19 protein-coding genes are annotated in these 24624 nt (G+C 62.4%); 12 read left to right on the forward strand and 7 right to left on the reverse strand.

The window, feature by feature from the left end; genetic code table 11:
- Position 1 precedes the first annotated feature (1 nt).
- The 12 genes from M5C56_RS15190 to M5C56_RS15245 all read left to right on the forward strand — a co-directional run bounded on the left by M5C56_RS15190 (position 2) and on the right by M5C56_RS15245 (position 17077).
- On the forward strand, positions 2 to 1372 hold the full coding sequence (locus M5C56_RS15190; protein ID WP_103494080.1) for a PelD GGDEF domain-containing protein: 1371 nt from the start codon (positions 2 to 4) through the stop codon (positions 1370 to 1372).
- Positions 1350 to 2339: a HEAT repeat domain-containing protein gene (locus M5C56_RS15195; RefSeq protein WP_103494081.1), complete on the forward strand. Its 990-nt coding sequence runs from the start codon at positions 1350 to 1352 to the stop codon at positions 2337 to 2339. Before M5C56_RS15190 ends, M5C56_RS15195 begins: the two co-directional genes overlap by 23 nt.
- Positions 2336 to 3853, forward strand: coding sequence for a GT4 family glycosyltransferase PelF (gene pelF, locus M5C56_RS15200; protein WP_103494082.1), 1518 nt, complete (start codon positions 2336 to 2338; stop codon positions 3851 to 3853). The genes M5C56_RS15195 and pelF overlap by 4 nt, the downstream gene beginning before the upstream one ends.
- Positions 3854 to 5224 carry an exopolysaccharide Pel transporter PelG gene (gene pelG, locus M5C56_RS15205; protein WP_103494083.1) on the forward strand — a complete coding sequence of 457 codons (1371 nt, stop codon included), beginning with the start codon at positions 3854 to 3856 and terminating at the stop codon, positions 5222 to 5224.
- Between the two features lie 113 nt (positions 5225 to 5337).
- Positions 5338 to 5856: a GNAT family N-acetyltransferase gene (locus tag M5C56_RS15210; RefSeq protein WP_103494084.1), complete on the forward strand. Its 519-nt coding sequence runs from the start codon at positions 5338 to 5340 to the stop codon at positions 5854 to 5856.
- Between the two features lie 186 nt (positions 5857 to 6042).
- Entirely contained in the window at positions 6043 to 6537 is a 495-nt protein-coding gene (locus tag M5C56_RS15215; protein ID WP_103494085.1) for a hypothetical protein, read from the forward strand.
- A gap of 161 nt (positions 6538 to 6698) precedes the next feature.
- Complete coding sequence (tpx, locus tag M5C56_RS15220) at positions 6699 to 7199, forward strand: thiol peroxidase (protein ID WP_100943143.1); 501 nt, start codon at positions 6699 to 6701, stop codon at positions 7197 to 7199.
- Positions 7200 to 7393: 194 nt separating this feature from the next.
- Positions 7394 to 7894 (forward strand): thiol peroxidase, encoded by a 501-nt coding sequence (gene tpx / locus M5C56_RS15225; RefSeq protein ID WP_103494086.1) that lies wholly within the window; start codon positions 7394 to 7396, stop codon positions 7892 to 7894.
- Positions 7895 to 8083: 189 nt separating this feature from the next.
- On the forward strand, positions 8084 to 9388 hold the full coding sequence (locus tag M5C56_RS15230; RefSeq protein WP_103494087.1) for an MdtA/MuxA family multidrug efflux RND transporter periplasmic adaptor subunit: 1305 nt from the start codon (positions 8084 to 8086) through the stop codon (positions 9386 to 9388).
- Positions 9385 to 12486 (forward strand): MdtB/MuxB family multidrug efflux RND transporter permease subunit, encoded by a 3102-nt coding sequence (locus M5C56_RS15235; RefSeq protein ID WP_103494088.1) that lies wholly within the window; start codon positions 9385 to 9387, stop codon positions 12484 to 12486. Before M5C56_RS15230 ends, M5C56_RS15235 begins: the two co-directional genes overlap by 4 nt.
- Positions 12483 to 15590 (forward strand): multidrug efflux RND transporter permease subunit, encoded by a 3108-nt coding sequence (locus M5C56_RS15240; protein ID WP_103494089.1) that lies wholly within the window; start codon positions 12483 to 12485, stop codon positions 15588 to 15590. The genes M5C56_RS15235 and M5C56_RS15240 overlap by 4 nt, the downstream gene beginning before the upstream one ends.
- A complete protein-coding gene (locus M5C56_RS15245; protein ID WP_103494090.1) occupies positions 15587 to 17077 on the forward strand; it encodes an efflux transporter outer membrane subunit in 1491 nt (496 codons plus the stop codon). The genes M5C56_RS15240 and M5C56_RS15245 overlap by 4 nt, the downstream gene beginning before the upstream one ends.
- Before the next feature lie 194 nt (positions 17078 to 17271).
- Here M5C56_RS15245 and M5C56_RS15250 read toward each other — a convergent pair whose 3' ends face one another.
- From M5C56_RS15250 to argH, 7 genes are all read right to left on the reverse strand, one after another.
- On the reverse strand, positions 17272 to 18444 hold the full coding sequence (locus M5C56_RS15250; RefSeq protein WP_103494091.1) for an MFS transporter: 1173 nt from the start codon (positions 18442 to 18444) through the stop codon (positions 17272 to 17274).
- A gap of 43 nt (positions 18445 to 18487) precedes the next feature.
- Positions 18488 to 19393 (reverse strand): polysaccharide deacetylase, encoded by a 906-nt coding sequence (locus M5C56_RS15255; RefSeq protein ID WP_103494092.1) that lies wholly within the window; start codon positions 19391 to 19393, stop codon positions 18488 to 18490.
- Positions 19386 to 20228: a polysaccharide deacetylase gene (locus M5C56_RS15260; RefSeq protein WP_103494093.1), complete on the reverse strand. Its 843-nt coding sequence runs from the start codon at positions 20226 to 20228 to the stop codon at positions 19386 to 19388. Before M5C56_RS15260 ends, M5C56_RS15255 begins: the two co-directional genes overlap by 8 nt.
- Positions 20229 to 20244: 16 nt before the next feature.
- A complete protein-coding gene (locus tag M5C56_RS15265) occupies positions 20245 to 21063 on the reverse strand; it encodes an ABC transporter substrate-binding protein (RefSeq protein ID WP_103494094.1) in 819 nt (272 codons plus the stop codon).
- 38 nt (positions 21064 to 21101) lie between these two features.
- Positions 21102 to 21866, reverse strand: a complete 765-nt coding sequence (locus tag M5C56_RS15270) for an amino acid ABC transporter ATP-binding protein (RefSeq protein ID WP_103494095.1) — start codon at positions 21864 to 21866, stop codon at positions 21102 to 21104.
- Positions 21867 to 21886: 20 nt separating this feature from the next.
- Entirely contained in the window at positions 21887 to 22765 is an 879-nt protein-coding gene (locus tag M5C56_RS15275; protein WP_100943153.1) for an amino acid ABC transporter permease, read from the reverse strand.
- Positions 22766 to 22935: 170 nt separating this feature from the next.
- Positions 22936 to 24363 carry an argininosuccinate lyase gene (gene argH, locus M5C56_RS15280; protein WP_103494096.1) on the reverse strand — a complete coding sequence of 476 codons (1428 nt, stop codon included), beginning with the start codon at positions 24361 to 24363 and terminating at the stop codon, positions 22936 to 22938.
- Positions 24364 to 24624: the final 261 nt, after the last annotated feature.

Raw genomic sequence — 24624 nt, forward strand, 5'->3', positions numbered from 1 at the left:
GATGAACTCTCCACACATGGACTACGCGCTGGCTCCGCGCGCCAGCGGTCCGGCGTCTTGGCTGGAAACCTTCCTGGTGACCGCGCTGGTCATCGGCTTCGGTCTCTGGCTGACCCCTGAAGACCCGTTGCAGGTACGCGGCGGGTTTCCCTGGTCGCTATTGGCGCCGTTGTTGCTGGGGGTCCGTTACGGCTTTGTCCGTGGCCTGATCAGTGCCAGCCTGCTGGTGGCGACGTTCTTCGTCCTGCGCCAGTCGGGACTGCAAGGTTACGCGCAGATCGCGCCGTCCTACATTGTCGGCGTGCTGGTCTGCGGGATGCTGGTAGGTGAAGTGCGGGATCTGTGGGAACGGCGCCTGTTGCGCTTGCAGATGGCCAACGAGTATCGCCAGTACCGGCTCGACGATTTCACCCGGGCGCACCAGATACTGCGGGTCTCCCACGATCGCCTGGAGCAGCGCCTGGCGGGCAGCGACCAGAGCCTGCGCAGCTCGTTGCTGGGCCTGCGTGAGCGCCTGCGTGCCGCGCCCAATGGCGAAGATTCGCTGTCGTTGCTGGCCGAACCGGTGCTGACCTTGCTCGGCCAGTACGGTTCGTTGCGGGTGGCCGGGCTGTACCGTCTGGACTCGCCGCGCGACGCCGCACCGAGCTTGACCCTGTTGGCCTCCACCGGGGTCATGGGGCCTCTGGACAACCAGGACCTGCTGGTCAAGTTGTGCCTGGAGCGCGAAGAACTGGTGAGCGTGCGCGAAGAGCTGATCGACGCTGGCGGCCAAGCCTCGGTGTCGTCGTTGCAGGCGTGCATTCCGCTGCTGGATACCGAGGGCCGGATGCTGGCAATCCTCGCGGTCCGGCAGATGCCGTTCTTTGCCTTCCAGGAACGGACCCTCAGTCTGCTGGCCTTGCTGGCCGGGCATATTGCCGATCTGCTGCACCACGACCCGCAGGTGCTGCAACTGGAGGATGCCGACGCCCAGCACTTCACCCGCCAGCTCAAGCGTTCGTTGGTGGATGTCGAGCGGCACGGTTTGTCCGGCTGCCTCTATGCCTTCGAGCTGACCCGGAGCAACGATGAGCTGGCCCGGCTGTTCGAACGCAGCCAGCGTGGACTGGACCTGCACCTGACCCTGGCCAACAACCGCGGGCATGCGTTGTTGCTGGTGCTGCTGCCGCTGACCAGCGCCGAGGGCGCCCAAGGTTATCTGATGCGTCTGGGCAAGCTGATCCACGAACACTTCGGCATGAGCGTGGAGCTGTCCGGCCTTGGGGTCAATGTCTTGCCTTACGATCTGGAGTCGGCCCGGCAACGGGACGGGCTGCGTAACTTCCTGCATAACGAGTGTGGCCTGAATGTTCAGCAAGTGGCTGTTTAGCGGGGCGCTGTTTTTCGAAGCCGGGAGCTGGGCCAGTCTGACGACCCGCCTGCCCGACCTGCAGATCGCGCTCCTGTACACCATGACCCATGGCATCGCCTGCGGCCTGTTGACCGCGGCGGTGTGGCTGTTGCTGCCGGCGCGTTACCGCGCGCCGTTGCCATGGAGCCCGTTGTTTATCTTCAGCCTGGCGTTTTTTGTGCCGCTGATCGGTGCCGTGGGGGTGGTCGCGGCGATCTTTCCGGCCCTGTACCTGCCACGCAAGCGCGAGATGCAGATGTGGCAGGCGGTGGGCATTCCCGACCTGCCGTTTCGGGCGCAGATCCAGCTGCATTCACCAACCTTCGGCGACAGTGGCCTGCAGGATGTGTTGCGCCATGCGTCGGACCCGGACCAGCGCCTGGCGGCACTGCTCGCCACTCGACGGATGCCGGGCAAGGAAGCGGTGCCGATTCTCAAGCTGGCCCTGGGCGATCCGAGCGACGATGTCCGTCTGCTGGCGTATTCGATGCTCGACAAGCAGGAAAGCGATATCAACCTGCGTATCCAGTCATCCCTCGCGCAGTTGCCCGGCGCGCCCGCACAGAAGGCCGGGGCCTTGCACGCCACGCTGGCTCGCTGGTACTGGGAGCTGGCCTACCTGGGCCTGGCCCAGGGCAGCGTCCAGCAGCACGTCCTCGGCCAAGCCGGCGAGCATGCCGAGCTGGCGCTGAAAGCGGGTGAGGGCGGTGAGTTGCTGCTGCTGGCCGGGCGTATTGCCCTGGAACGCGGCGATATCGGCAAGGCGCGCCTGCATATGCACCAGGCCGAGCAGGCGGGCATGGACCCGGCCAAAGTCCTGCCGTTCAGTGCTGAAATTGCCTTTGAAACGGGACGCTATAGCGAGATTCCCGGGCTGTTGAAAAGCCTGCCGCCGGAGCTGCAACAACGCCCGCCCTTTGCCGGGCTGGTAAGGACCTGGACATGAAAAAGCCCGCCAATCCAACGCCAATCGCCGATGTCTGCCTGCTGCTCGAAGGTACCTGGCCCTATGTACGCGGCGGTGTATCCGGCTGGATTCACCAACTGATCCTCGGGTTGCCGCAACTGACCTTTTCGGTGCTGTTCATCGGTGGCCAGCGTGAAGCCTATGGTCAGCGGCGCTATGAGATCCCGGCGAACGTGGTGCATATCGAAGAGGTGTACCTGGAGGAAGCCTGGCGTAATCCGAAGCGCAAGCGGGTCGCGCACAGCGCGTCCCTCGAAGAGCTGAGCAATCTCTACCGCTATCTGCACAACCCCGAGAAGCCGCCCGCCGAGCTGGGCTTTGGCGTGCTCGACGCCCTGGCCCAGGGGCGGATTACCCTGGACGATGTGCTCTATAGCCGCCCCAGCTGGGAGGCCCTGACCGAAGGTTATGAGCAGCATTGCGCCGATCCGTCCTTCGTCAATTATTTCTGGACCCTGCGCACCATGCAGTCGCCACTGCTGATGCTGGCCGATGCCGCCCGACGGATGCCGCGAGCACGGGTCCTGCACTCGATTTCCACCGGTTATGCGGGGCTTGTGGGCTGCATCCTCAAGCAGTTGTGGGGGTGCCAGTTGCTGTTGAGCGAGCATGGGATCTACACCAAGGAGCGCAAGATCGACCTGGCCCAGGCCAGTTGGATCGCCGAAAGCAACAACCAGGCGCTCAACGACAGCATGGCTACCGGCACCGGTTATATCCGCATGCTCTGGGTGCGCTTCTTCGAACGCATCGGCCACCTGGTGTACGAGAGCGCCGACCAGATCATTGCCTTGTACGATGGCAACCGCCAGCGGCAGATCAAGGACGGCGCGCCGCCGGCGCGTACCCAGGTGATCCCCAACGGCATCAACCTGGAACTCTGGACCCAGGCCCTCAACGCTCGTGCCGCAGGGATCGCGCCGGTGGTCGGGCTGATCGGTCGGGTCGTGCCGATCAAGGATGTGAAGACCTTCCTGCGCGCCATGCGCGGGGTGGTCAGCGTGATGCCGCAGGTCGAGGGCTGGATTGTCGGGCCGGAAGAGGAAGACCCCGAATACGTCGCCGAGTGTCGCAGCCTGGTGGCCAGTCTGGGCCTGGAAAAACAGGTGCTGTTCCTCGGCTTCCAGAAAATCCAGGAGATCCTGCCGCAACTGGGCCTGATGGTCCTGACCTCGATCAGCGAGGCGCAGCCCCTGGTGATTCTCGAAGCCTGGGCCGCCGGCACGCCGGTGGTGAGCAGCGACGTCGGCTCCTGCCGCGAACTGATCGAGGGCGGCACCGCGGCCGACCGTGATCTCGGGCTGGCCGGGGAGGTGGTGGCAATCGCTGATCCACAGGCCACGTCCCTGGCGATCACCGATCTGCTGCGCAGCCCCGAGCGCTGGAAGTCGGCCCAGGCCGCGGGTTTGCTGCGGGTTCACCGTTACTACAGCGAGACCTTGATGATCGACCGTTATCGCACGCTTTATCACGCTGCCATGGGGACTGTGTAAATGGCCGGCATCGGTTTCGAACTGCGCAAGATTCTCTCGCGCGACTCCTACACGGCGACGCTGCACGCGTATGTCTACGCCGGCCTGATCAGTTCCGGACCCTGGGTCCTGTCGATTCTCAGCGTGATGCTGGTGGGGGTCATCAGCCTTGGGCTGGTGGTCCCGGAGGTGTTGATCCGCCAGTTCCTGATCACGGTGACCTACCTGATGGCCACGTCGCTGATCCTGACCGGCGGGTTGCAGCTGTTTTTCACCCGTTTCGTCTCCGACCGCCTGTTCGAGCGCAAGTACGAGCAGATCCTGCCGAACCTGGTCGGCGTGCTGCTGCTGGTGACCCTGGGCTCCGGGCTGCTGGGCATCATCCTGTTGGCCACGCTGTTCGACCAGCCGCTGGTCTACCGGTTGCTGACGCTGGCCAACTTCGTGGTGCTCTGCAACTTGTGGCTGGTGATCATCTTCCTCTCCGGGATGAAGGCCTATAACCGCATCCTGCTGGTGATGCTGGCGGGTTATGCGCTGATGGTCGGCAGCGCGTTCTTCCTGCGTTACCTGGGGATGGAAGGCTTGCTGCTGGCGTTGTTGCTCGGCCACAGCACACTGCTGTTCCTGTTTCTCTACGACATCCTGCGTGAGTACCGCGCCGAGAAACTGGTGGCCTTCGACTTCCTCGATCGGCGCCAGGTATTTGTCAGCCTGCTGCTCACCGGGCTCTGCTACAACCTGGGGATCTGGATCGACAAGTTGATCTTCTGGTTCAACCCGGACACCTCGAGCCAGGTGATCGGACCGATGCGCGCCTCGATTCTCTATGACTTGCCGATCTTCCTCGCCTACCTGGCGATCATTCCCGGGATGGCGGTGTTCCTGGTGCGGATCGAAACCGACTTCGCCGAATGGTACGACCGCCTGTTTCGCGCGGTGCGTGATGGCGAGACCTTGCGCCATATCGCTTCGTTGAAAGCCGAAATGACCTTCTCGATTCGCCAGGGCCTGCTGGAAATCTGCAAGGTCCAGGGGCTGACGGTGGTCCTGCTGTTCCTGTTCGGTCCGCGCCTGCTGGAGTGGCTGGGCATGTCCAGCTACTACTTGCCGCTGTTCTACATCGACCTGATCGGGGTGAGCATCCAGGTGGTGTTCATGGCGATTCTCAACGTGTTTTTCTACCTCGACAAACGGGCGATCGTGTTGGAACTGTGCCTGTTGTTCGTCGTGCTCAACGCCGCCTTGACCTTTCTCAGCCTCTACCTGGGGCCGAGTTTCTTCGGTTACGGGTTCACCTTTTCGCTGCTGGCGTGCGTGCTGCTGGGGTTGGCGCGCCTGTCGACCGCGCTGGATGACCTGGAGTACGAAACCTTTATGCTGTCGCGCTAAGGGGTAAAACGGTCTTGCGGTAGCGCAAGAGCGGATGCCGGAGCAGGCTTTGCCAGCTTGCCGCGAATCACTCTACACTGGCTGGCCTTGTTATTTTTATGGATAAAAAAACGATGCCAGCCGACACCCCCTCCATCGTCATCGAGCGTTTCCGCGAAGCCCATATCGACGGCATAACGGCTCTCTATAACGAACCCGCCGTTTGCCGCCAGGTACTGCAAATGCCGTTTCAGTCTGCCGAAGTCTGGCGTCAGCGGCTGCTCCAGCGCCAGGACAATGAACGCTTGCTGTCGTTGGTGGCGCTGCATCAGGGTGCGGTGATCGGCAGTTGCTCCCTGGAACAATACGCTCGTGTGCGCCGCAGCCACGCCGGCACCATCGGCATGGGCGTGGCAAGCGCCTGGCAGGGCAAGGGCGTCGGTTCGAAACTGCTGGCTGCCGTGCTGGATGTGGCCGATAACTGGATGAACCTGCACCGGGTCGAGTTGACGGTGTATGCCGATAACGTCGCCGCCCAGGGTCTGTATCGCAAGTTCGGTTTCGAGGATGAGGGCGTGATGCGTGATTACGCGATTCGCGACGGTGGTCTGGTGAATACCCTGAACATGGCGCGGTTTCGTCGGCCAGCCTGAACATCCGCCTTGCGCCGAACCACTGTGGGAGCGGAGCTTGCCCGCGAAGCTTTTAGCGATCCTCCACTCCCCGCGGAAGGCCATGCTGTCAGCGTTCGACAATGCCCGGTCGAGTTAATCGCACATCCCGTGGTGCGATCTGCCATGATCGGGCCTTCGATTCAGGTTCACCCACGGAGCGCTCCAATGAATGGTGTACAGCAACTGGGGGAAATGCTTCGGCACTACGCCGAGACTGAAACACACAAGAAGCAACTGTTTGAAAAGCAATCGGCACACTGGACGGCGCGCATCGTCGAGTTGTTCGATCGCATGGAACAGTGGCTGGCCCCGGTAAAGAGCCCGAACCTGCTGGAAACCCAGCGCGAAGCCTACGTGGCTTTCGGCCCCAACCTGGCGGTGGAAGTCTCGCCCTTCAAGACCCAGAAGTTGACGATCCAGATCGCCGGCAGAGTGATGGAGTTTGTCCCGGAGGTCATGGGCACTGGCGGCACGATTTCCATCGCGGTCATGGGCCATACGGCGGCCCGGCATGGCAGCGTTTCGCTGGTGGGTGTGCCGGGAACTGGCGATTGGCAGTGGCGCAAGACCAACGGCCTCAAGGACGCGGACATCTATCCGTTCGATGCCGACTTCCTGGCCCTGCAGTTGCAGAGCCTGATTCCCCGCGAATATCACTGAAGCGTCCGCTGTGGTCGCGCCCGGATTCCCACAAGAAAAAAAGCCCGAGAGGGTTTGCCGGGCCGCAAATCCTGTGACACTTTATCTGCCCCATAGGTCGGGTGGCATTTTCATGTTTAACCCCGACCTTCTTATCGAAACCGTTTAGAAGGATTCAGTTCATGGCTCAAGTCACCCTCAAAGGCGGCCCGGTTCAGGTCAACGGTCAATTGCCGCAGGCCGGCGACAAGGCTCCAGCATTCTCCCTGGTGGGCGCAGGTCTGGCTGACGTTACGCTGGGCAGCTTTGCCGGCAAGCGCAAAGTGTTGAACATTTTCCCAAGCGTCGATACTCCGACCTGTGCGACCTCCGTGCGCAAGTTCAACGCTCAGGCCAACGACGTGGCCAACACCGTGGTGCTGTGCATCTCGGCTGACCTGCCGTTCGCCCAGGCACGCTTCTGCGGCGCCGAAGGCCTGGAAAACGTCCTGAACCTGTCGACCCTGCGTGGCCGTGAGTTCATTAAGGACTACGGCGTTGAAATCGCCGACGGTCCGCTGGCCGGCCTGACCGCTCGCGCCGTCGTCGTGCTGGACGAGAACGACAACGTGTTGCACAGCGAACTGGTCAAGGAAATTGCCGAAGAGCCTAACTACGAAGCGGCCCTGGCTGTTCTGAAGTAATGGCAGGGAGTCGGTTTGCGGTGAAGGCGAGACTGCTATCGCCAGCAGGCCGACCCCCATATTTATTGAGTTCGACGATAGTTAGCGGTGAAACGCCAATTTTGTAAGCCGGTAATAGCAGGGCTAAAGATGACATTGCTATCTAGGAAAGCCCGCTTCAAGGTAGGATTTCGTGTTTACAAGGAGGCAAACACATGGCTCAAGTCACCCGCAGGGGCGTAACGGTCCAGATCAACGGACAATTACCGCTACCCGGCTCCCAGGCTCCCGCGTTTTCCCTGGTGGCCAAGGACCTCTCCGATATCACCCTTGCCAGCCTTGCCGGCCAGCGCAAGGTGTTGAATATCTTCCCCAGTGTCGACACTCCGACCTGCGCCAAGTCCGTGCGCCAGTTCAACGAACGCGCCAACCAGCTGGAAAACACCGTGGTGCTGTGCATCTCGGCTGACCTGCCATTTGCCCAGGCACGTTTCTGCGGCGCAGAAGGTCTGGACCAGGTCGTCAACCTGTCCACCTTGCGCGGCCGCGAGTTCATGCGCGACTACGGCGTGGAAATCGTCGATGGCCCCCTCGCAGGCCTGACTACCCGTGCGGTCGTAGTCCTCGACGCGCACGACAAGGTGTTGCATAGCGAATTAGTGGCAGATATCGGCCAAGAACCCGATTACGACGCGGCACTCGCGGTCCTGAAATAAACGGCCCTGAAACAAGTGGTTTACAATTATTCACGGCCTGACCCTGTCCAGGCCGTTTTTATTTGTGCTTCAGTGTCTTACTGGACACTGACGAAGGTCATTCCAAGGTAAATTGCCGGTAAAGGCGCTTTGCCTGAAACAATTCAGTGCTTATCTTGCAGCCTCCCCAAAAGAAGTTCTCGCGCATAAATGGTTGATCACTCCATGCAATCTTCTGCTTCTCATACTTCTCGTCGTTGGCTGTTCGGCCTGTTGATCCTGTTGATTATTGGCGCACTGTGCTGGCATTTCTGGCCGTCAGGCGCGCATCACAAGGGCACGCAAGCCAAGTCCGTCGCGCACACGGGCAAGTCGGGCATGGCGCGTCCGGGCTTCGGGGCGTCCGCCGGCCCTGTGCCCGTGCGGGTAGCACCGGCGACGGTGGGAGACTTCCCGGTGTACTACAAAGCCCTGGGGACGGTGACGGCCCTCAACACGGTCAACGTGCGTACGCAAGTCGCCGGGCAACTGGTCAAGATTCACTTCCAGGACGGCCAGATGGTCAAGGCCGGTGATGTGCTGGCCGAGATCGATCCGCGCAACTACGAAAGCGCCTTGCTCCAGGCCCAGGGCACCCTCCTGCAAAGCCAGGCGCAATTGAAGAACGCCCAGGTGGATGTGCAGCGCTATCGCGGGCTGTTCGCCGAAGACAGTATCGCCAAGCAGACCCTGGACACCGCCGAGGCCACGGTGCTGCAGTACCAGGGGACGGTCAAGGCCAACCAAGGGGCGGTCGATGCCGTCAAGCTGAACCTGGACTTCACCAAGATCCGCGCGCCGATTTCCGGGCGCCTGGGCCTGCGCCAACTGGACGTCGGCAACCTGCTGGCGGCGAACGACAGCCAGATACTGGTGATCATCACTCAGACCCAGCCGATCAGCGTCGCCTTCACTTTGCCGGAAAACAACCTCGACACCGTGCTCACGCGCTTCCATGGCGGGGCGAAGTTGCCCGCCGAAGCCTGGGACCGTGGCGATGTGAAACAACAGGCCAGCGGTGTATTGCAGAGCATCGACAACCAGATCGACATCACCACCGGCACCCTCAAGTTCAAGGCCCTTTACGATAACCGCGAGCAGAGCCTGTTCCCCAACCAGTTCGTCAATGTGCACCTGCTCGCCGATACCCTGAAAAACGTGGTGCTGGCGCCGAGCGCGGCGATCCAGTTCGGCAACGACGGCACCTTCGTCTATGTCATGGACGGCGACAAGAAGGTCAAGATCCGGCCGCTGAAGGTCGGCGCCAGCGACGGCAATGTCACGGTGATCAAGGATGGCCTGGCCGCCGGTGATCGGGTGGTCCTGGAAGGCACCGACCGCTTGAAGGATGGCGGCGAAGTGGAGGTGGTCAATGACGCCCAGGACGTGCCCAAGGCGCCCGCCGGGCAGTTGAAGGACGGCGCGGCGGCCAAGGCACCGGCTGAAGCCGACAAGGCGAAAAAGGTCGGCGCATGAATCTCTCGCGGCTGTTTATTCTCCGCCCGGTAGCGACCACCCTGAGCATGCTGGCCATTATCCTGGCCGGCCTGATCGCCTATCGGTTGCTGCCGGTGTCGGCGCTGCCCCAGGTCGACTACCCGACGATCCGGGTGATGACCCTCTACCCGGGTGCCAGTCCCGACGTGATGACCAGTGCGGTCACCGCGCCCCTGGAGCGCCAGTTCGGGCAGATGCCCGGGCTGACCCAGATGGCCTCCACCAGTTCCGGCGGGGCCTCGATCCTGACCCTGCGTTTCAACCTCGACATCAACATGGACGTCGCCGAGCAGCAGGTCCAGGCGGCGATCAATGCCGCCACCAACCTGCTGCCCAAGGATTTGCCGGCACCGCCGGTGTACAACAAGGTCAACCCGGCGGACACCCCGGTGCTGACCCTGGCGATCACCTCGAAAACCATGCTGTTGCCCAAGCTCAATGACCTGGTCGACACCCGCATGGCGCAGAAGATCGCCCAGATCAGCGGCGTCGGCATGGTCAGCATTGCCGGCGGCCAGCGCCAGGCGGTAAGGATCAAGGTCAATCCCGAGGCCCTGGCGGCCAACAGCCTGAACCTGTCGGATGTGCGCACCCTGATCGGCGCCTCGAACGTCAACCAGCCCAAGGGCAACTTCGACGGCCCGACCCGGGTGTCGATGCTCGACGCCAACGACCAGTTGCGTTCGCCCAAGGAATACGCCGAACTGATCCTCGCCTACAAGAACGGCGCGCCGCTGCGGCTCAAGGATGTGGCGCAGATCGTCGATGGCGCCGAGAACGAGCGTCTCGCCGCCTGGGCCAACGAAAACCAGGCCGTGCTGCTGAATATCCAGCGCCAGCCCGGGGCCAACGTGATCGAGGTGGTGGACCGGATCAAGGCCTTGCTGCCGAGTATTACCGACAACCTGCCGGCGGGTATCGAGGTCAAGGTACTGACCGACCGCACCCAGACTATCCGTGCGTCGGTCAGCGACGTCCAGCATGAATTGCTGATCTCCATTGCCCTGGTGGTGATGGTGACCTTCCTGTTCCTGCGCCGGGCCAGCGCCACCATCATTCCCTCGGTGGCCGTACCGCTGTCGCTGATCGGCACCTTTGGCGTGATGTACCTGGCGGGCTTTTCGGTCAACAACCTGACCCTGATGGCCCTGACCATCGCCACCGGCTTCGTGGTCGACGACGCCATCGTCATGCTGGAAAACATCTCGCGTTTCATCGAGGAGGGCGACAGTCCGATGCAGGCGGCGCTCAAGGGCGCCAAGCAGATCGGCTTCACCCTGATCTCGCTGACGCTGTCGCTGATCGCGGTACTGATCCCACTGTTGTTCATGGCCGATGTGGTCGGGCGGCTGTTCCGCGAGTTCGCCATCACCCTGGCGGTGGCGATCCTGATTTCCCTGGTGGTGTCCCTGACCCTCACGCCGATGATGTGCGCGCGCTTGCTCAAGCGCGAGCCGAAACCCGAAGAACAGGGCCGCTTCTACCGTGCCAGCGGCGCCTGGATCGACTGGTTGATCGAGGCCTACGGCCGCAAGTTGCAGTGGGTGCTCAAGCACCAGTCGCTGACCTTGCTGGTGGCGGTCGGCACCCTGGCGCTGACCGTGTTCCTCTACATGATGGTGCCCAAGGGCTTCTTCCCGGTGCAGGACACCGGGGTGATCCAGGGGATTTCCGAAGCACCGCAGTCGGTATCCTTTGCCTCCATGAGCCAGCGCCAACAGGAACTGGCCAAGGTCATCCTCACCGACCCGGATGTGGAGAGCCTGTCGTCGTATATCGGCGTGGACGGCGACAATGCCACGCTCAACAGCGGCCGCTTCCTGATCAATCTCAAGCCGCGCCACCAGCGCCGTGAGACCGCCACGCAGATCATCAACCGCCTGCAGCCGGAAGTCGACAAACTGTCGGGGATCCGCCTGTACCTGCAGCCGGTGCAGGACCTGACCATCGAGGATCGGGTCAGCCGCACCCAGTACCAGTTCAGCATGTCCTCGCCGGACCCCGACCTGCTGGCCGAGTGGAGCGGCAAGCTGGTGGACGCCCTGGCCCAGCGCCCGGAACTGACCGATGTCGCCAGCGACTTGCAGGACAAGGGCCTGCAGGTCTTCCTGGTAATCGACCGGGACGCCGCTTCACGCCTTGGCGTGGCGGTGTCGGATATCACCGATGCGCTGTATGACGGTTTCGGCCAGCGGCAGATTTCCACCATCTACACCCAGGCCAGCCAGTACCGCGTGGTGCTGCAAGCCCAGGCGGGGGAGAAGATCGGACCGCAGGCGCTGGAGCAGATCCACGTCAAGACCACCAGCGGCGGACAGGTGCGCCTGTCCAGCCTGGCCCGTGTCGAGGAGCGCCAGGCGCAGTTGGCCATCTCCCATATCGGCCAGTTCCCGGCGGTGATGATGTCGTTCAACCTGGCGCCGGGCGTGGCGCTGGGGCAGGCGGTGGAGGTTATCGACCAGGTCAAGCAGGAGATCGGCATGCCGGTGGGCGTGCAGACCCAGTTCCAGGGCGCGGCCGAAGCCTTCCAGGCCTCGCTGTCGAGCACCTTGCTGCTGATCCTGGCGGCGGTGGTGACCATGTACATCGTGCTCGGGGTGCTCTACGAGAGTTATATCCACCCGGTAACCATCCTCTCGACCTTGCCCTCGGCGGCGGTCGGGGCCTTGCTGGCGTTGATTCTGACAGGCAACGACCTGGGCATGATCGCCATTATCGGGATCATCCTGCTGATCGGTATCGTCAAGAAGAACGCGATCATGATGATCGACTTCGCCCTCGACGCCGAGCGCAACCAGGGCATGTTGCCGGAGCAGGCGATCTACCAGGCGGCGCTGCTGCGTTTCCGGCCGATCCTGATGACCACCCTGGCGGCGCTGTTCGGCGCCATTCCGTTGATGCTCGCCACCGGTTCCGGTGCCGAACTGCGTCAACCCCTGGGCCTGGTGATGGTCGGCGGCTTGCTGGTCAGCCAGGTACTGACGTTGTTCACCACGCCGGTGATCTACCTGTACTTCGATCGCCTCGGACGGCGCTGGGGGCGGCATCCGAGCCGTCTTGAGCAGGTGGAAACATGAACCTGTCGGGACCTTTTATTCGCCGGCCGGTAGCGACCATGCTGCTGAGCCTGGCGATTGTCCTGCTGGGCGCTGTGAGTTTCGGCCTGTTACCGGTTTCGCCGCTGCCGCAAATGGACTTTCCGGTGATCGTGGTCCAGGCCAGCCTGCCGGGTGCCAGCCCGGAAGTCATGGCCTCCACCGTGGCCACGCCGCTGGAACGCTCCTTCGGCGTGATTCCCGGCGTCAACACCATGAGCAGCCGGTCCAGCCAGGGTTCGACCCGGGTGATCCTGCAGTTCGACCTCAACCGCGATATCAACGGCGCGGCGCGGGAGGTCCAGGCGGCCATCAATGCCTCGCGCAACCTGCTGCCCAGCGGCATGCGCAGCATGCCCACCTACAAGAAGGTCAACCCGTCCCAGGCGCCGATCATGGTGCTGTCGCTGACCTCCGACCAGTTGCAGAAGGGCCAGCTCTACGACCTGGCCTCGACCATCCTGTCCCAGAGCCTGTCCCAGGTCCCGGGCGTGGGCGAGGTGCAGATCGGCGGCAGTTCGCTGCCGGCGGTGCGCATTGAACTCGAACCCCAGGCGCTCAACCAGTACGGCGTGGCCCTGGACAATGTCCGGACCGCCATTGCCAATGCCAACGTGCGCCGGCCCAAGGGTTCGCTCGAGGATGCCGGCCGCAACTGGCAGATACAGGCCAACGACCAGTTGGAAAAGGCCAAGGACTATGAACCGCTGATCATTCACTACCAGAACGGCGCGGCCCTGCGCCTGGGGGATGTGGCGAAGATCAGCGACAGCGTCGAGGACCGTTACAACGCCGGGTTCTTCAACAATGACGAGGCGGTCCTGCTGGTGATCAACCGCCAGGCCGGCGCCAACATCATCGAGACGGTGAACGAGATCAAGGCGCAACTGCCGACTTTACAGGCGGTCTTGCCGGCCAGCGTCAAGCTGAACCTGGCCATGGACCGCTCGCCGGTGATCAAGGCCACGCTCCACGAAGCCGAGATGACCCTGCTGATCGCCGTGGCCCTGGTGGTGCTGGTGGTGTATCTGTTCCTCGGCAACTTCCGCGCCTCGTTGATTCCGACCCTGGCGGTGCCGGTGTCGCTGGTCGGCACCTTTGCGGTCATGTACCTCTACGGCTTCTCCTTGAACAACCTGTCGCTGATGGCCCTGATCCTGGCCACCGGGCTGGTGGTGGACGATGCCATCGTGGTACTGGAGAACATTTCCCGGCATATCGACGATGGCATTCCACCGATGAAGGCCGCGTACCTGGGGGCCAAGGAAGTCGGCTTCACCTTGCTGTCGATGAACCTGTCGCTGGTGGTGGTGTTCCTCTCGATCCTGTTTATCGGCGGGATCATCGGCAGCCTGTTCCGCGAGTTCTCCATCACCCTGGCGGCCTCGATCCTGGTCTCGCTGGTGGTGTCCCTGACCCTGACGCCGATGCTCTGCGCGCGCTGGCTCAAGCCGCACCAGCAGGGTGAGCCGAGCCGGCTGCAACGCTGGAGCGAAAAGGCCAACGAACGCATGATCGCGGCCTATGCCGTCAGCCTGGACTGGGTCCTGCGGCACAAGCGCCTGACCCTGCTCAGCCTGTTCGTCACCATCGGGGTGAACGTCGCCCTGTACGTGGTGGTGCCGAAAACCTTCCTGCCGCAACAGGACACCGGGCAACTGATCGGCTATGTCCGTGGCGACGACGGCATGTCGTTCGGCAATATGCAGCCGAAGATGGAAATCTTCCGCAAGGCGGTACTGGCCGACCCGGCGGTACAAAGCGTGGCCGGGTTTATCGGTGGCAACAATGGCACCAACAACGCCTTCATGCTGGTGCGCCTCAAGCCGATCAAGGAGCGCAATGTCTCGGCGCAGAACGTTATCGAGCGCCTGCGCACGGAAATGCCCAAGGTGCCGGGTGCCCGACTGATGCTGATGGCCGATCAGGATCTGCAGTTCGGCGGCGGTCGCGAGCAACAGACCGCGCAGTACTCCTACATCCTGCAAAGCGACGATCTTGGCGCGTTGCGCGAGTGGTATCCGAAAGTGGTCGCGGCCCTCAAGGCCTTGCCGGAACTGACCGCCATCGATGCACGGGAAGGGCGCGGGGCGCCGCAGACCACCCTGGTGGTCGACCGTGATACCGCCAAACGCCTGGGCGTGGACATGAACACGGTGACCACGGTGCTCAACAATGCCTACAGCCAGCGGCAGATCTCCACCATCTACGACACCCTGAACCAGTATCAGGTGGTGATGGAGATCAACCCGAAATATGCCCAGTCGCCGGAAACCCTCAATCAGGTCAAGGTCATCGGCTCAAGCGGGCAGCGTATTCCGCTGTCGACCATCGCCCATTACGAAAACAGCCTGCAGGATGACCGGGTTGACCACGAGGGGCAGTTCGCCTCCGAAAGCCTGTCGTTCGACATGGCGCCCGGCGTCACGGTGGAGCAGGGCACTGCCGCTATCGAGCGGGCCGTCGCCAAGCTCGGTTTGCCGGAAGCGGTGATCGCCAAGATGGCCGGCACCAGCGACGCCTTTGCCGCGACCCAGAAAAGCCAGCCGTTCATGATCCTCGGCGCGCTGGTGGCGGTGTACCTGGTATTGGGCATCCTCTATGAGAGCTATATCCATCCGCTGACCATACTTTCCACACTGCCATCGGCCGGGGTCGGTGCCTTGCTCAGCATCTACCTGCTGGGTGGCGAGTTCAGCCTGATCTCGCTGCTGGGGTTGTTCCTGCTGATCGGCGTGGTGAAAAAGAATGCGATCCTGATGATCGACCTGGCGCTGCAACTGGAGCGCCATTCGGGCCTGGACCCGCTGGAGTCGATTCGCCAGGCCTGCCTGCTGCGCCTGCGGCCGATCCTGATGACCACCCTGGCGGCGATCCTCGGAGCCCTGCCGTTGCTGCTGAGCAGTGCCGAAGGCGCGGAAATGCGCCAGCCCCTGGGTTTGACCATTATCGGCGGGTTGATCTTCAGCCAGATCCTGACGCTCTACACCACCCCGGTGGTTTACCTTTATCTCGACCGTTTGCGCCACCGCTTCAACAAGTGGCGTGGCGTACGCACCGATGGTGCTCTGGAAGTTCCGCTATGACTGACCAATCGCAATGCAAAATGCCTCTGGCCGCCCAGCGCCTGGAGACCATCCGTGGCTCACGTCTGTTGAGCCTGGCCTTGTGCGGGCTGCTGCTCAGCGCCTGCGCCGTGGGCCCGGACTACAAGCGTCCGGACGCCGCCGCGCCGGCGCAATACAAGGAAGCCAGCGGCTGGCGTCAGGCGCAGCCCAGCGACTCGCTGGCCCGTGGTGCCTGGTGGGAACTGTATGGCGACCCGACGCTCAATGGCCTGGTGGAAAAACTCAACAGCGCCAACCAGACCGTGGCGCAGTCCGAAGCCCAGTACCGCCAGGCCCTGGCGTTGGTCAAGAGCGCCCGGGGGGCGTTCTTTCCGAGTGTCGACCTGAGTGCCGGGAAAACTCGCTCCAGCCAGGGCACCGGTAGCAGCAACTCGAGCCTGAGCCGTTCATCCAGCGGGATTGTCGACACCTATAACGCCCAACTCGGGGTGAGTTGGGAGGCGGATGTCTGGGGCAAGCTGCGCCGAGGTCTGGAAGCCAACGACGCCAGTGCCCAGGCAAGTTTTGCCGACCTCGCGGCCATGCGCCTGAGCCAACAGTCGAGTCTGGTGCAGAACTACCTGCAACTGCGGGTGATCGACGAACAGAAGCGCCTACTTGAAGCCACGGTGCAGGCCTACGAGCGCTCGTTGAAAAATACCGAAAGCCAATACCGATTTGGCGTTTCCGGGAAAGCGGCGATCGCCCAGGCGCAGACCCAGCTCAAGAGCGCCCAGGGCGACCTGATCGACCTGATCTGGCAACGGGCCCAGTTCGAAAACGCCATTGCCGTCATGATCGGCCTGCCACCGGCGCAATTTCAGCTGGCGGCCACCAACAGTGTTCCGGCCTTGCCGGCGATTCCGCTGGGGGTGCCGTCGCAACTACTGGAGCGGCGTCCGGACATCGCTTCGGCGGAGCGCTCGGTGATCGCGGCCAACGCCAATATCGGCGTGGCGAAGGCGGCTTATTATCCGGACTTCACCCTGAGCCTGTCCGGTGGTTACAGCAGCAGTACCTTTGAGAACTGGATCAGCCTGCCGAACCGTTTCTGGTCAGTGGGCCCGAAACTGGCGACCACCTTGTTCGACGGTGGTCAGCGCTCGGCGGAAGTGGACCGGACCGAAGCGGTGTATGACCAGACCGTGGCCAAGTACCGCCAGACCGTGCTGGATGGATTCCGTGAAGTGGAAAACTATATGGTCCAGCTCAAGGTCATGGAAGACGAGGCGACGGTGCGGGCCCAGGCGCTGGACGCGGCCCGGGAATCCCTGCGTTTGACCGACAACCAGTACAAGGCGGGCCTGATCACTTACCTGGATGTGGTCACGGTGCAGACCACGGCATTGACCAACGAGCGTAGCGTGCTGAGCTTGCTGCAGAGCCGGTTGATCGCCAGCGTCCAGTTGATCGCGGCGATGGGCGGTGGTTGGGATGGCAATACCGATTTGAGCAGCAAGCGCTGATTGGTATACGGCTTGGGGCTGGTGTTGGGTTTACTGGTGCCTTCGCGGCGGTGCGGCGGTCCGACAAGCCCTGCTCCTACAGTTTTGTGTCGTACACCAGATCGGTAAACGACGACGTATTGTAGGAGCAGGGCTTGCCCGCGAAGAGGCCCTCAAAGTCACAAAACCTTTATCTGAAGAAACCGCGCCCGGCCTCATTTCTGCAATGAGCGCACACCGCGTCCCGCCAGGAAACACAGGCTGCCGCCAACCGCCGTGAGCCCGCTCAAGGCATAAAACATCGTCCCTGGCGCCGCATGGATCAGCAGATAACCGCAGATCACCGGACTCAATGCACCACCCAGGGCCGCCAGGTTCTGCGCGCCGAGGTAACTGCCCCGCAGATCCTCCGGTGCGATGGTGTCGACGAACAGATATTCCGACGGATAAATGATCATCTCCCCCAGGGTGAAGATGAACATGGCCGCGCACCAGGTCATCAGGTTCTGCGCAAAACTGAAGCCGATCAGCCCGACGATAAACAGGCTGGTGCCGATGGCGATCCAGTAGCGCAACTGCTCACGCTTGAGAAAACGGCCGATCTGGTACTGCAGCAGGATCACGCTGATGGCGTTGCAGGCCAGGATCGCCGACAAGGTGGTCAGGGCATCCTGGCTGCTGTGGGTCACCAGCAGGAACTGCGAGAGGTACAGCGTGAAGCGGCCATGGACGATAGTGCTCAGCAAGCTGCCGCAGGTAAACAGGATCAGTGTCCGATCATTGCGCAGCGTCACCAGGGTCTTGATGAAACTGGGGGGCTTGCCGATCTGGGCCTGGGCGGTCGGGGTGATGCCGAACATCAGGAAAATACTGCCAAAGGCGATACCGGCGGCCATCAGGAACGGCGCCAGGGGTTGCACCCCGGCGATCACCACGCCCAGCATCGGGCCGGTGGCGTAACCGATATTGGTCAGGGTGTAGCGCAGGGAAAAGACCTTGGCCCGCTGGTCGATGGGCAGGTTCTCGCTGATGATGGCCTTGGAACCGATCAGAAACAGCGCCGATGCGGTCTCGGTCATCACCAGGGTCAGGGTGGTCAGGTACAGGTCATGGGCGAACGTCAGCAGGGTGAAACCGATGCCGCTGGAGAGCATGGCGAGGATCATCAGCCGGCGTTTTTCCAGACGGTCGATGATATAGCCGCCGTACAACGAGAGCAGGGTGGCGATAAACACCGCGACCCCCATCAGCAGGCCGACATCCTGCTGGTTCAGCCCGAGCTTCCTGCTGAGGAACAGGGTCAGCAGCGGACTGGTGATGGCACGGCTGACGACGATGGTCACGGAGCAGATCATCAGCCGACGGATAACGAGGGAATAGGTGGCCACGGTGGTGCTTATATCCTTGTTTTAGAACCGTCTTTTCACCGGATCACGCCAGGTACTTGCGGTAGTGGCGCTCATAGACCGCCGCCGGATGGTCCGCCGTCATGGCGCGACCGTTGTCGTCCCACCACTGGGCCACTTCGGCGCCCGTGGCAATCCAGACGTCGTCGTGTTGCTGAATCCCCTTGAGCAACTCCCGCAGCACACCGATACGCCCCGGCGTGGCAATGACTTCCGGGTGCAGGCGCAGGACGTAGCACAACCCGGACCGATGGAAACCGGCAAAGTCCATCTGCAGGTTGCCCAGGGTATGGCTGTAGGACGCGATCCGCGATTGTGCCGGTGGCACCGCCGGGCTGAGGTTGAAAGCGAAGTAGGGTTCGTCCTCCAGCTCATAGTGCAGCGGCAGTTCGATAACCTGCGGCGCCGTCGGATGGGCGAAGGGCAGGTCGTCGCCACGCCAGGAGGACGACCAGAGGATACCCTCGTCATGCAGGGCCTCGGTGAAACCCGGTAGCCAATTGCCGGCCGGAATCCGAAAGCCTTTGGGTCGTTCTCCCGTCAGTGCCTCCAGGGCCTTGCAACCTTGTGCGAGCGCTGCCTTCTGTTCCTCGAGGGTCAGAGTGTCGTAGTTCTGATGCCTGTAACCGGCACAGGCGATTTCATGGCCGCCGGCCCGGATCGCCCGGATATGCGCCGGCTGTTCCTCGGCGACGATGCCCGGGATGCACCAACTGCTGCGTACCCCCAGTTCCTCGAATAAACCGAGCAGGCGCTCGACCCCGCGCTGGCTGCCATAGCGCCAGACCGATAGGCTCTTGTCGCGCCCGGCAACCTCAGGTGCTTGAGTAAGAATGCCGTGTATATCGTTGTAATCAATAGTAATTACCACTGCACAACGATAGGGCGCCGGCCATGGGCTCTGGAATACGGGACGCTGGAACTCAGCCATGATGATGCTCCTTCAGCCACCAATGGGCGACATCGCGGCAGGTGGCAAACCAGACATCATCGCGCTCGCGCATATGCTCGAACAGCCGCTCCAGCAGCAGGATACGGCCCGGTTTGCCGGTGATCTTGGGGTGAAACAGAGTGGTCAGGCACAGCCCTTCGTCAACCGCGCCATCGAATTCCCGGCACCAGTTGTCCAGGGTCAGCTCATAGCTGGCCGTGCGGTCCAGCCCGGACGGAAAATTCGGTTCGCGGGTGTAGGCAATGGAGGCGTAGTCGTCCATTTCCCAGCGGCCGGGGATTTCCACCAAGGGCTGCGCATGGCCCGGCACCTGCACCAGATAGGGCCGGTCATCACCGCGCATGCTGCTGGAATAGGTCACCCCGGCGTCGACCAGCATCGCCGGGGTTTCCGCGCGCCAGTCACCGGAGGGGGTGCGAAAGCCCTCGGCGCGGATGTTCAGGTGTTGCCAGAACACCTCGCGGCATTTGTTCATCACGTCCCGCTGCTGTTCCAGCGTCAGGGCGTAAAAGGATTCGTGTTTGTAGCCGTGGTAGGCCACTTCATGTCCGCGTTCGACAATCGCCTGGCATTGCCGCGGCCAGTTTTCCACGACCCAGGCCGGGACGAAGAAGGTGGTCGGCAGGCGGAACTCGTCGAGCAGGTCGAGAATCCGCGGCAACGCCCGATACGGGCCGTAGCCGCCAAAACCGAAGTACTCGGGCTTGTGCCAGATCGAGCCATCGAGCATGGCATCGCCGGTGGGGCCGTCGAGGTCGAACGCCAGGGCCAGGCAGGCTTTGTGCCCATCCGGCCAGGTCGGGGTCGAGGACATGAGTGGCAGCTCCTGTTTACTGGCCCTTGTTCACGGCGATGTTATCGACGGCACCCACCGACAGGTCCCATTTCTTCAGGATGGCCTGGTAGCTGCCGTCGGCGATCATGCTTTGCAGGGCCGCCTGGATAGCGTCCCGCAGTTCCTGGTTTTCCTTGCTCACGCCAATCCCGGTGAACTGCACCACCATCGGCGTGCCGATGATCTTGAAGGTGTTTTTCTCCTGGTTCGCGAGGTACGGCAGGGTCTCGCTGCCTTGCACGGCGACGTTGATACGGCTCTGGCGCAGCTGTGCGCGGGCGTCGGCCGAACCTTCGGTGCCGATCACCTTGATCTGTTTGTCAGCCGGGCAGTGTGCGCTGCTCCAGGCAGCGATTTCCGCCGGGAAGGTGGTGCGACGGCTGGTACCGGCGGTCTTGCCGCAGATATCGGTCATCTCGTTGATGTCCTTGTTCTTCTCCAGGGTGTAGAACTGCGAACCACTGGTGAAGTAATCGACGAAGTCCACGGCTTTCTGGCGCTCGGCGGTGTCGGTCATGCCCGAGAGCACGATGTCCACGCGCTTGGTGGTCAGGGCGTTGATCATCTGTTCGAAGGAGGTTTCCTGCCACTTCATTTTCACGCCCATATGCTGCGCCAGGGCGTTGCCCAGGTCGAAGTCGACACCGGTGAGCTCGTTGCTGGCCGGGTCCTTGAAGTCCATCGGCGGGTAGTTGGGCATGATCGCGGCGACGATCTCGCCCTTGGCCTTGATGCTGGCGGGCAATTCGGCGGCCCAGGTGAAGCTGGAAGCCATGAGGCCGGCGAGTACTGCGGGAATGACGAAATTCTTCATGGTCGTTCTCTTATGAATGTTGTGAAGGCTCAGGGAACCTAGGTTCGAACGGCAGAAATGAAGCTTTGGGTGCGCGGGTTTTGTGGACTTATTAGAAGTTCTTCGGGGCTTCCTTCCTCCACGATCTGGCCGCCATCCATGAACACCATGCGGTTCGAGACTTCGCGCGCGAAGCCCAGCTCATGGGTGACGACGATCATGGTCATGCCGGTCTGCGCCAGGTCGCGCATCACCGACAGCACCTCTGCGACCAATTCCGGGTCGAGTGCCGAAGTGGGTTCATCGAACAGCATCAGCTTGGGCCGCATCGCCAGGGCCCGGGCGATGGCCACCCGTTGCTGCTGGCCACCGGACAGCTCGATGGGATAGCTGTCGCGCTTGTGCGCCAGGCCGACCCGGGCCAGTAACTCAAGGGCTTCCTCGACCGACTCCTTGGGCGAACGCTTGAGCACCTGGACCGGGCCTTCGATGATGTTTTCCAGCACGGTCATGTGCGGAAACAGGTTGAAGCGCTGGAACACCATGCCGGTGGCCAGCCGCTGGCGGGCGATCTGCGCTTCATTGAGTTCATGCAGCTTGTTGCCGGCGATCCGGTAACCGACCAGTTCGCCGTCGACCCACAAGCCACCCTTGTCGATCTTTTCCAACTGGTTGACGCAGCGCAGCAGGGTGCTCTTGCCGGAACCCGAAGGACCGATGATGCACAGCACTTCGCCTTGCTCGACTTCGATATTGATGTCCTTGAGGGCGTGGAACGAGTCGTAGTATTTGTTCAGGCCGACAGCCTTGATGATGCTTCTCATGTTCGAATTCTCCTGGACACTTACGAGCGCTTGCCGGCGCCACGGGCAAAACGCCGTTCCAGGCGACTCTGGCCGAAGGACAGCACGGTGACGGCGACCAGGTACCAGATCCCGGCGACGATCAGCAGCTCCATGACTCGGGCGTTGGCGTAGTAGATGTTCTGGGCGTTGTAGAGCAGTTCCGAGTACTGGATCACGCTCGCCAGGCTGGTCATCTTGACCATGCCGATAAACTCGTTGCCCACTGGCGGGATGATGATGCGCATGGCCTGGGGCAGGATGATCCGGCGCAGGGCTTGCAGTTGCGGCATGCCGATGGACTTGGCGGCTTCATACTGGCCGGTGTCCACCGACAGCAGGCCGGCGCGAACTACTTCGGCGGTATAGGCGCCCTGGTTGATCGACAGGCCCAGCAGCGCGGCGACAAAAGGCGTCATCAGGCTGACGGTATCGAGCTGGAATACTCCGGGAATCCCGATGGTCGGGAAGATCAGCGCCAGGTTGAACCACAGCAGCAGTTGCAGGATCAGCGGCGTGCCACGGAACAGCCAGGTGTAGGTGATCGCCACATAGCGCAGGATCGGGTTGGCCGACATGCGCATGATCGCCGTGATCACCCCGAATACCACGCCCAGGGCCATGGCCAGGATCGCCATGATAATGGTGTTCAGCAGCCCGGTGAGAATCGCCTTGGCGGTCAGGAACTGGCCGATATAGGACCATTCGATCTGGCCCTGGGCAAAGGCCCGGACCAGCCCGACCAGGGCGACGACGATCAGGGTGGCGAAGAAAATACGTCCGTAATAGCGCCGCGGTACGTGTTCGTACTGGGTGATATCGAACTGGTTCTCGGCCAGTTTGCGCTCAGCGAGCAAGCGTTCTGCCTGGGATTGGCTCATGGTGTTTCTCCGTATGCGGCGCCGGGGCGCCGCCGTTGTTTCTGGTTACACCGTCCTGTAGAAGCCTGGCTTGTCGGGCCGCCGCATCGCAGCGAAGGGGCCATCAAGGCCGCCAAAAGCTTCGCGGGCAAGCCCTGCTCCTACAGGGGGGCGGTGTTTTCTAAGCCTTGCTACACACGCAGGCCGGCGTATTCGGCGGCCCATTGGTGCTGTGCTTCGAGTGCGACTTTCAACCGGGCGATCTGCTCGCGAACCTGCTCAGGCGCCGTTCCGCCCCAACCGCTGCGGGCGGCAATGGCGGCTTCCAGGGTCAGGCAGTCACGCACTTGCGGGGTCAGGCGTGGATCGATCTCGGCCAACAACGCCGGGCTCGCTTCCCACAGTTCCAGATCGCCGGCTTCGCAGGCCTTGACCAGCGCGCCGGTGATTTCATGGGCTTCCTTGAACGGCACGCCGCGCATCGCCAGCCAGTCGGCGACTTCGGTGGCCAGGGTGAAACCCAGGGGCGCCTGGCGCCGCAATTCCTCGACGTTGACGGTCATGGTCGCGACCATCCCGGCCATGGCCGGCAGCACCAGCAACAGGGTGTCGACGCTGTCGAGCACGCCGTTCTTGTCTTCGCTCAGGTCACGGTTATAGGACAGCGGCAAGGATTTGAGGGTCGACAGCAGCCCGGTCAGGTTGCCGATCAGGCGGCCGGCCTTGCCTCGCGCCAGCTCGGCGATATCCGGGTTTTTCTTCTGCGGCATGATCGAACTGCCGGTGGCGTAGGCATCGTCCAGCACCACCCAGCGGAACTGCCGGGACGACCACAGGCAGAACTCTTCGGCCAGGCGCGAGATATTGATCCCGAGCATGCTGGCGACGAACAGGAATTCGGCGACATGGTCACGGCTGGCCACTGCATCGATGGAGTTTTCACAGACGCCGCTGTAACCCATTTCCCGCGCCGATTGCTGCGGCTGGCGCGCGATGGCAGAGCCGGCCATGGCTGCCGCGCCCAAGGGTGACAGCGAAGTACGGGCATCCCAGTCCACCAGTCGCTGGACATCCCGCAACATCGCCTGGGCGTGGGCCAGCAGGTGATGGGCGAACACGATCGGCTGGGCCTGCTGCAAGTGGGTGAAGCCGGGGCAGATGCTCTGCACATGTTGCTCGGCCTGGTCGACCAGCGCCTGTTGCAGGGCCAGGACTTCCACCGCCAGGGTGCGCACATGGTCACGCAGGAACAGGCGCAGGTCATTGGCGGTCTGGTCGTTGCGCGAACGCCCGGCGCGCAGCTTGCCGCCCAGGGCGCCGAGGCGCTCGGTCAGCAGGCGCTCGATAAAGGTGTGCACGTCCTCGTCGTCGAGGGTCGGGGCGACACGGCCGGCGCGGAAATCCTCGCCGATGGTGTCCAGGGCCTCGACCATGCTTTTGGTTTCCTGCTCGTCGAGCAGGCCGGCCCGCTGCAATTCGTGGGCATGGGCCCGGGAACCGGCGAGGTCATAGGGGGTGAGGCGGAAATAACCATCCGGGCAGCGGGAGAGGGCGGCCAGGGCGGCGGATGGGCCGCTCTTGAAACGGGCGCCCCAGAGACGGTCGGTGGCTTGAGCCATTGTTGTTTTCCTCCAGCAAATGATCGATTCAACACAGGACCGCCGCCAACCGTCCGGGGAGGGGCAGGGTCATGCACTATCAGGAGGGCAGATTACGAATCCTTGTAGACGCCGCTCGTGGACACCTACAAGTACAAAAGAATGGCTTTTAAACGCTTGCAATCAGCGACTTGTGGCTGATTTGCAAAAAATATCGGTGGTTGCCAAGCCTGGTTTTCTGTGTTCATTATTATCGACCGGCGACGTTTTTCTTGTGGAGCT

It is taken from the genome of Pseudomonas sp. MWU13-2862, from assembly GCF_023242495.1.
GTDB classification, from domain to species: domain Bacteria; phylum Pseudomonadota; class Gammaproteobacteria; order Pseudomonadales; family Pseudomonadaceae; genus Aquipseudomonas; species Aquipseudomonas gingeri_D.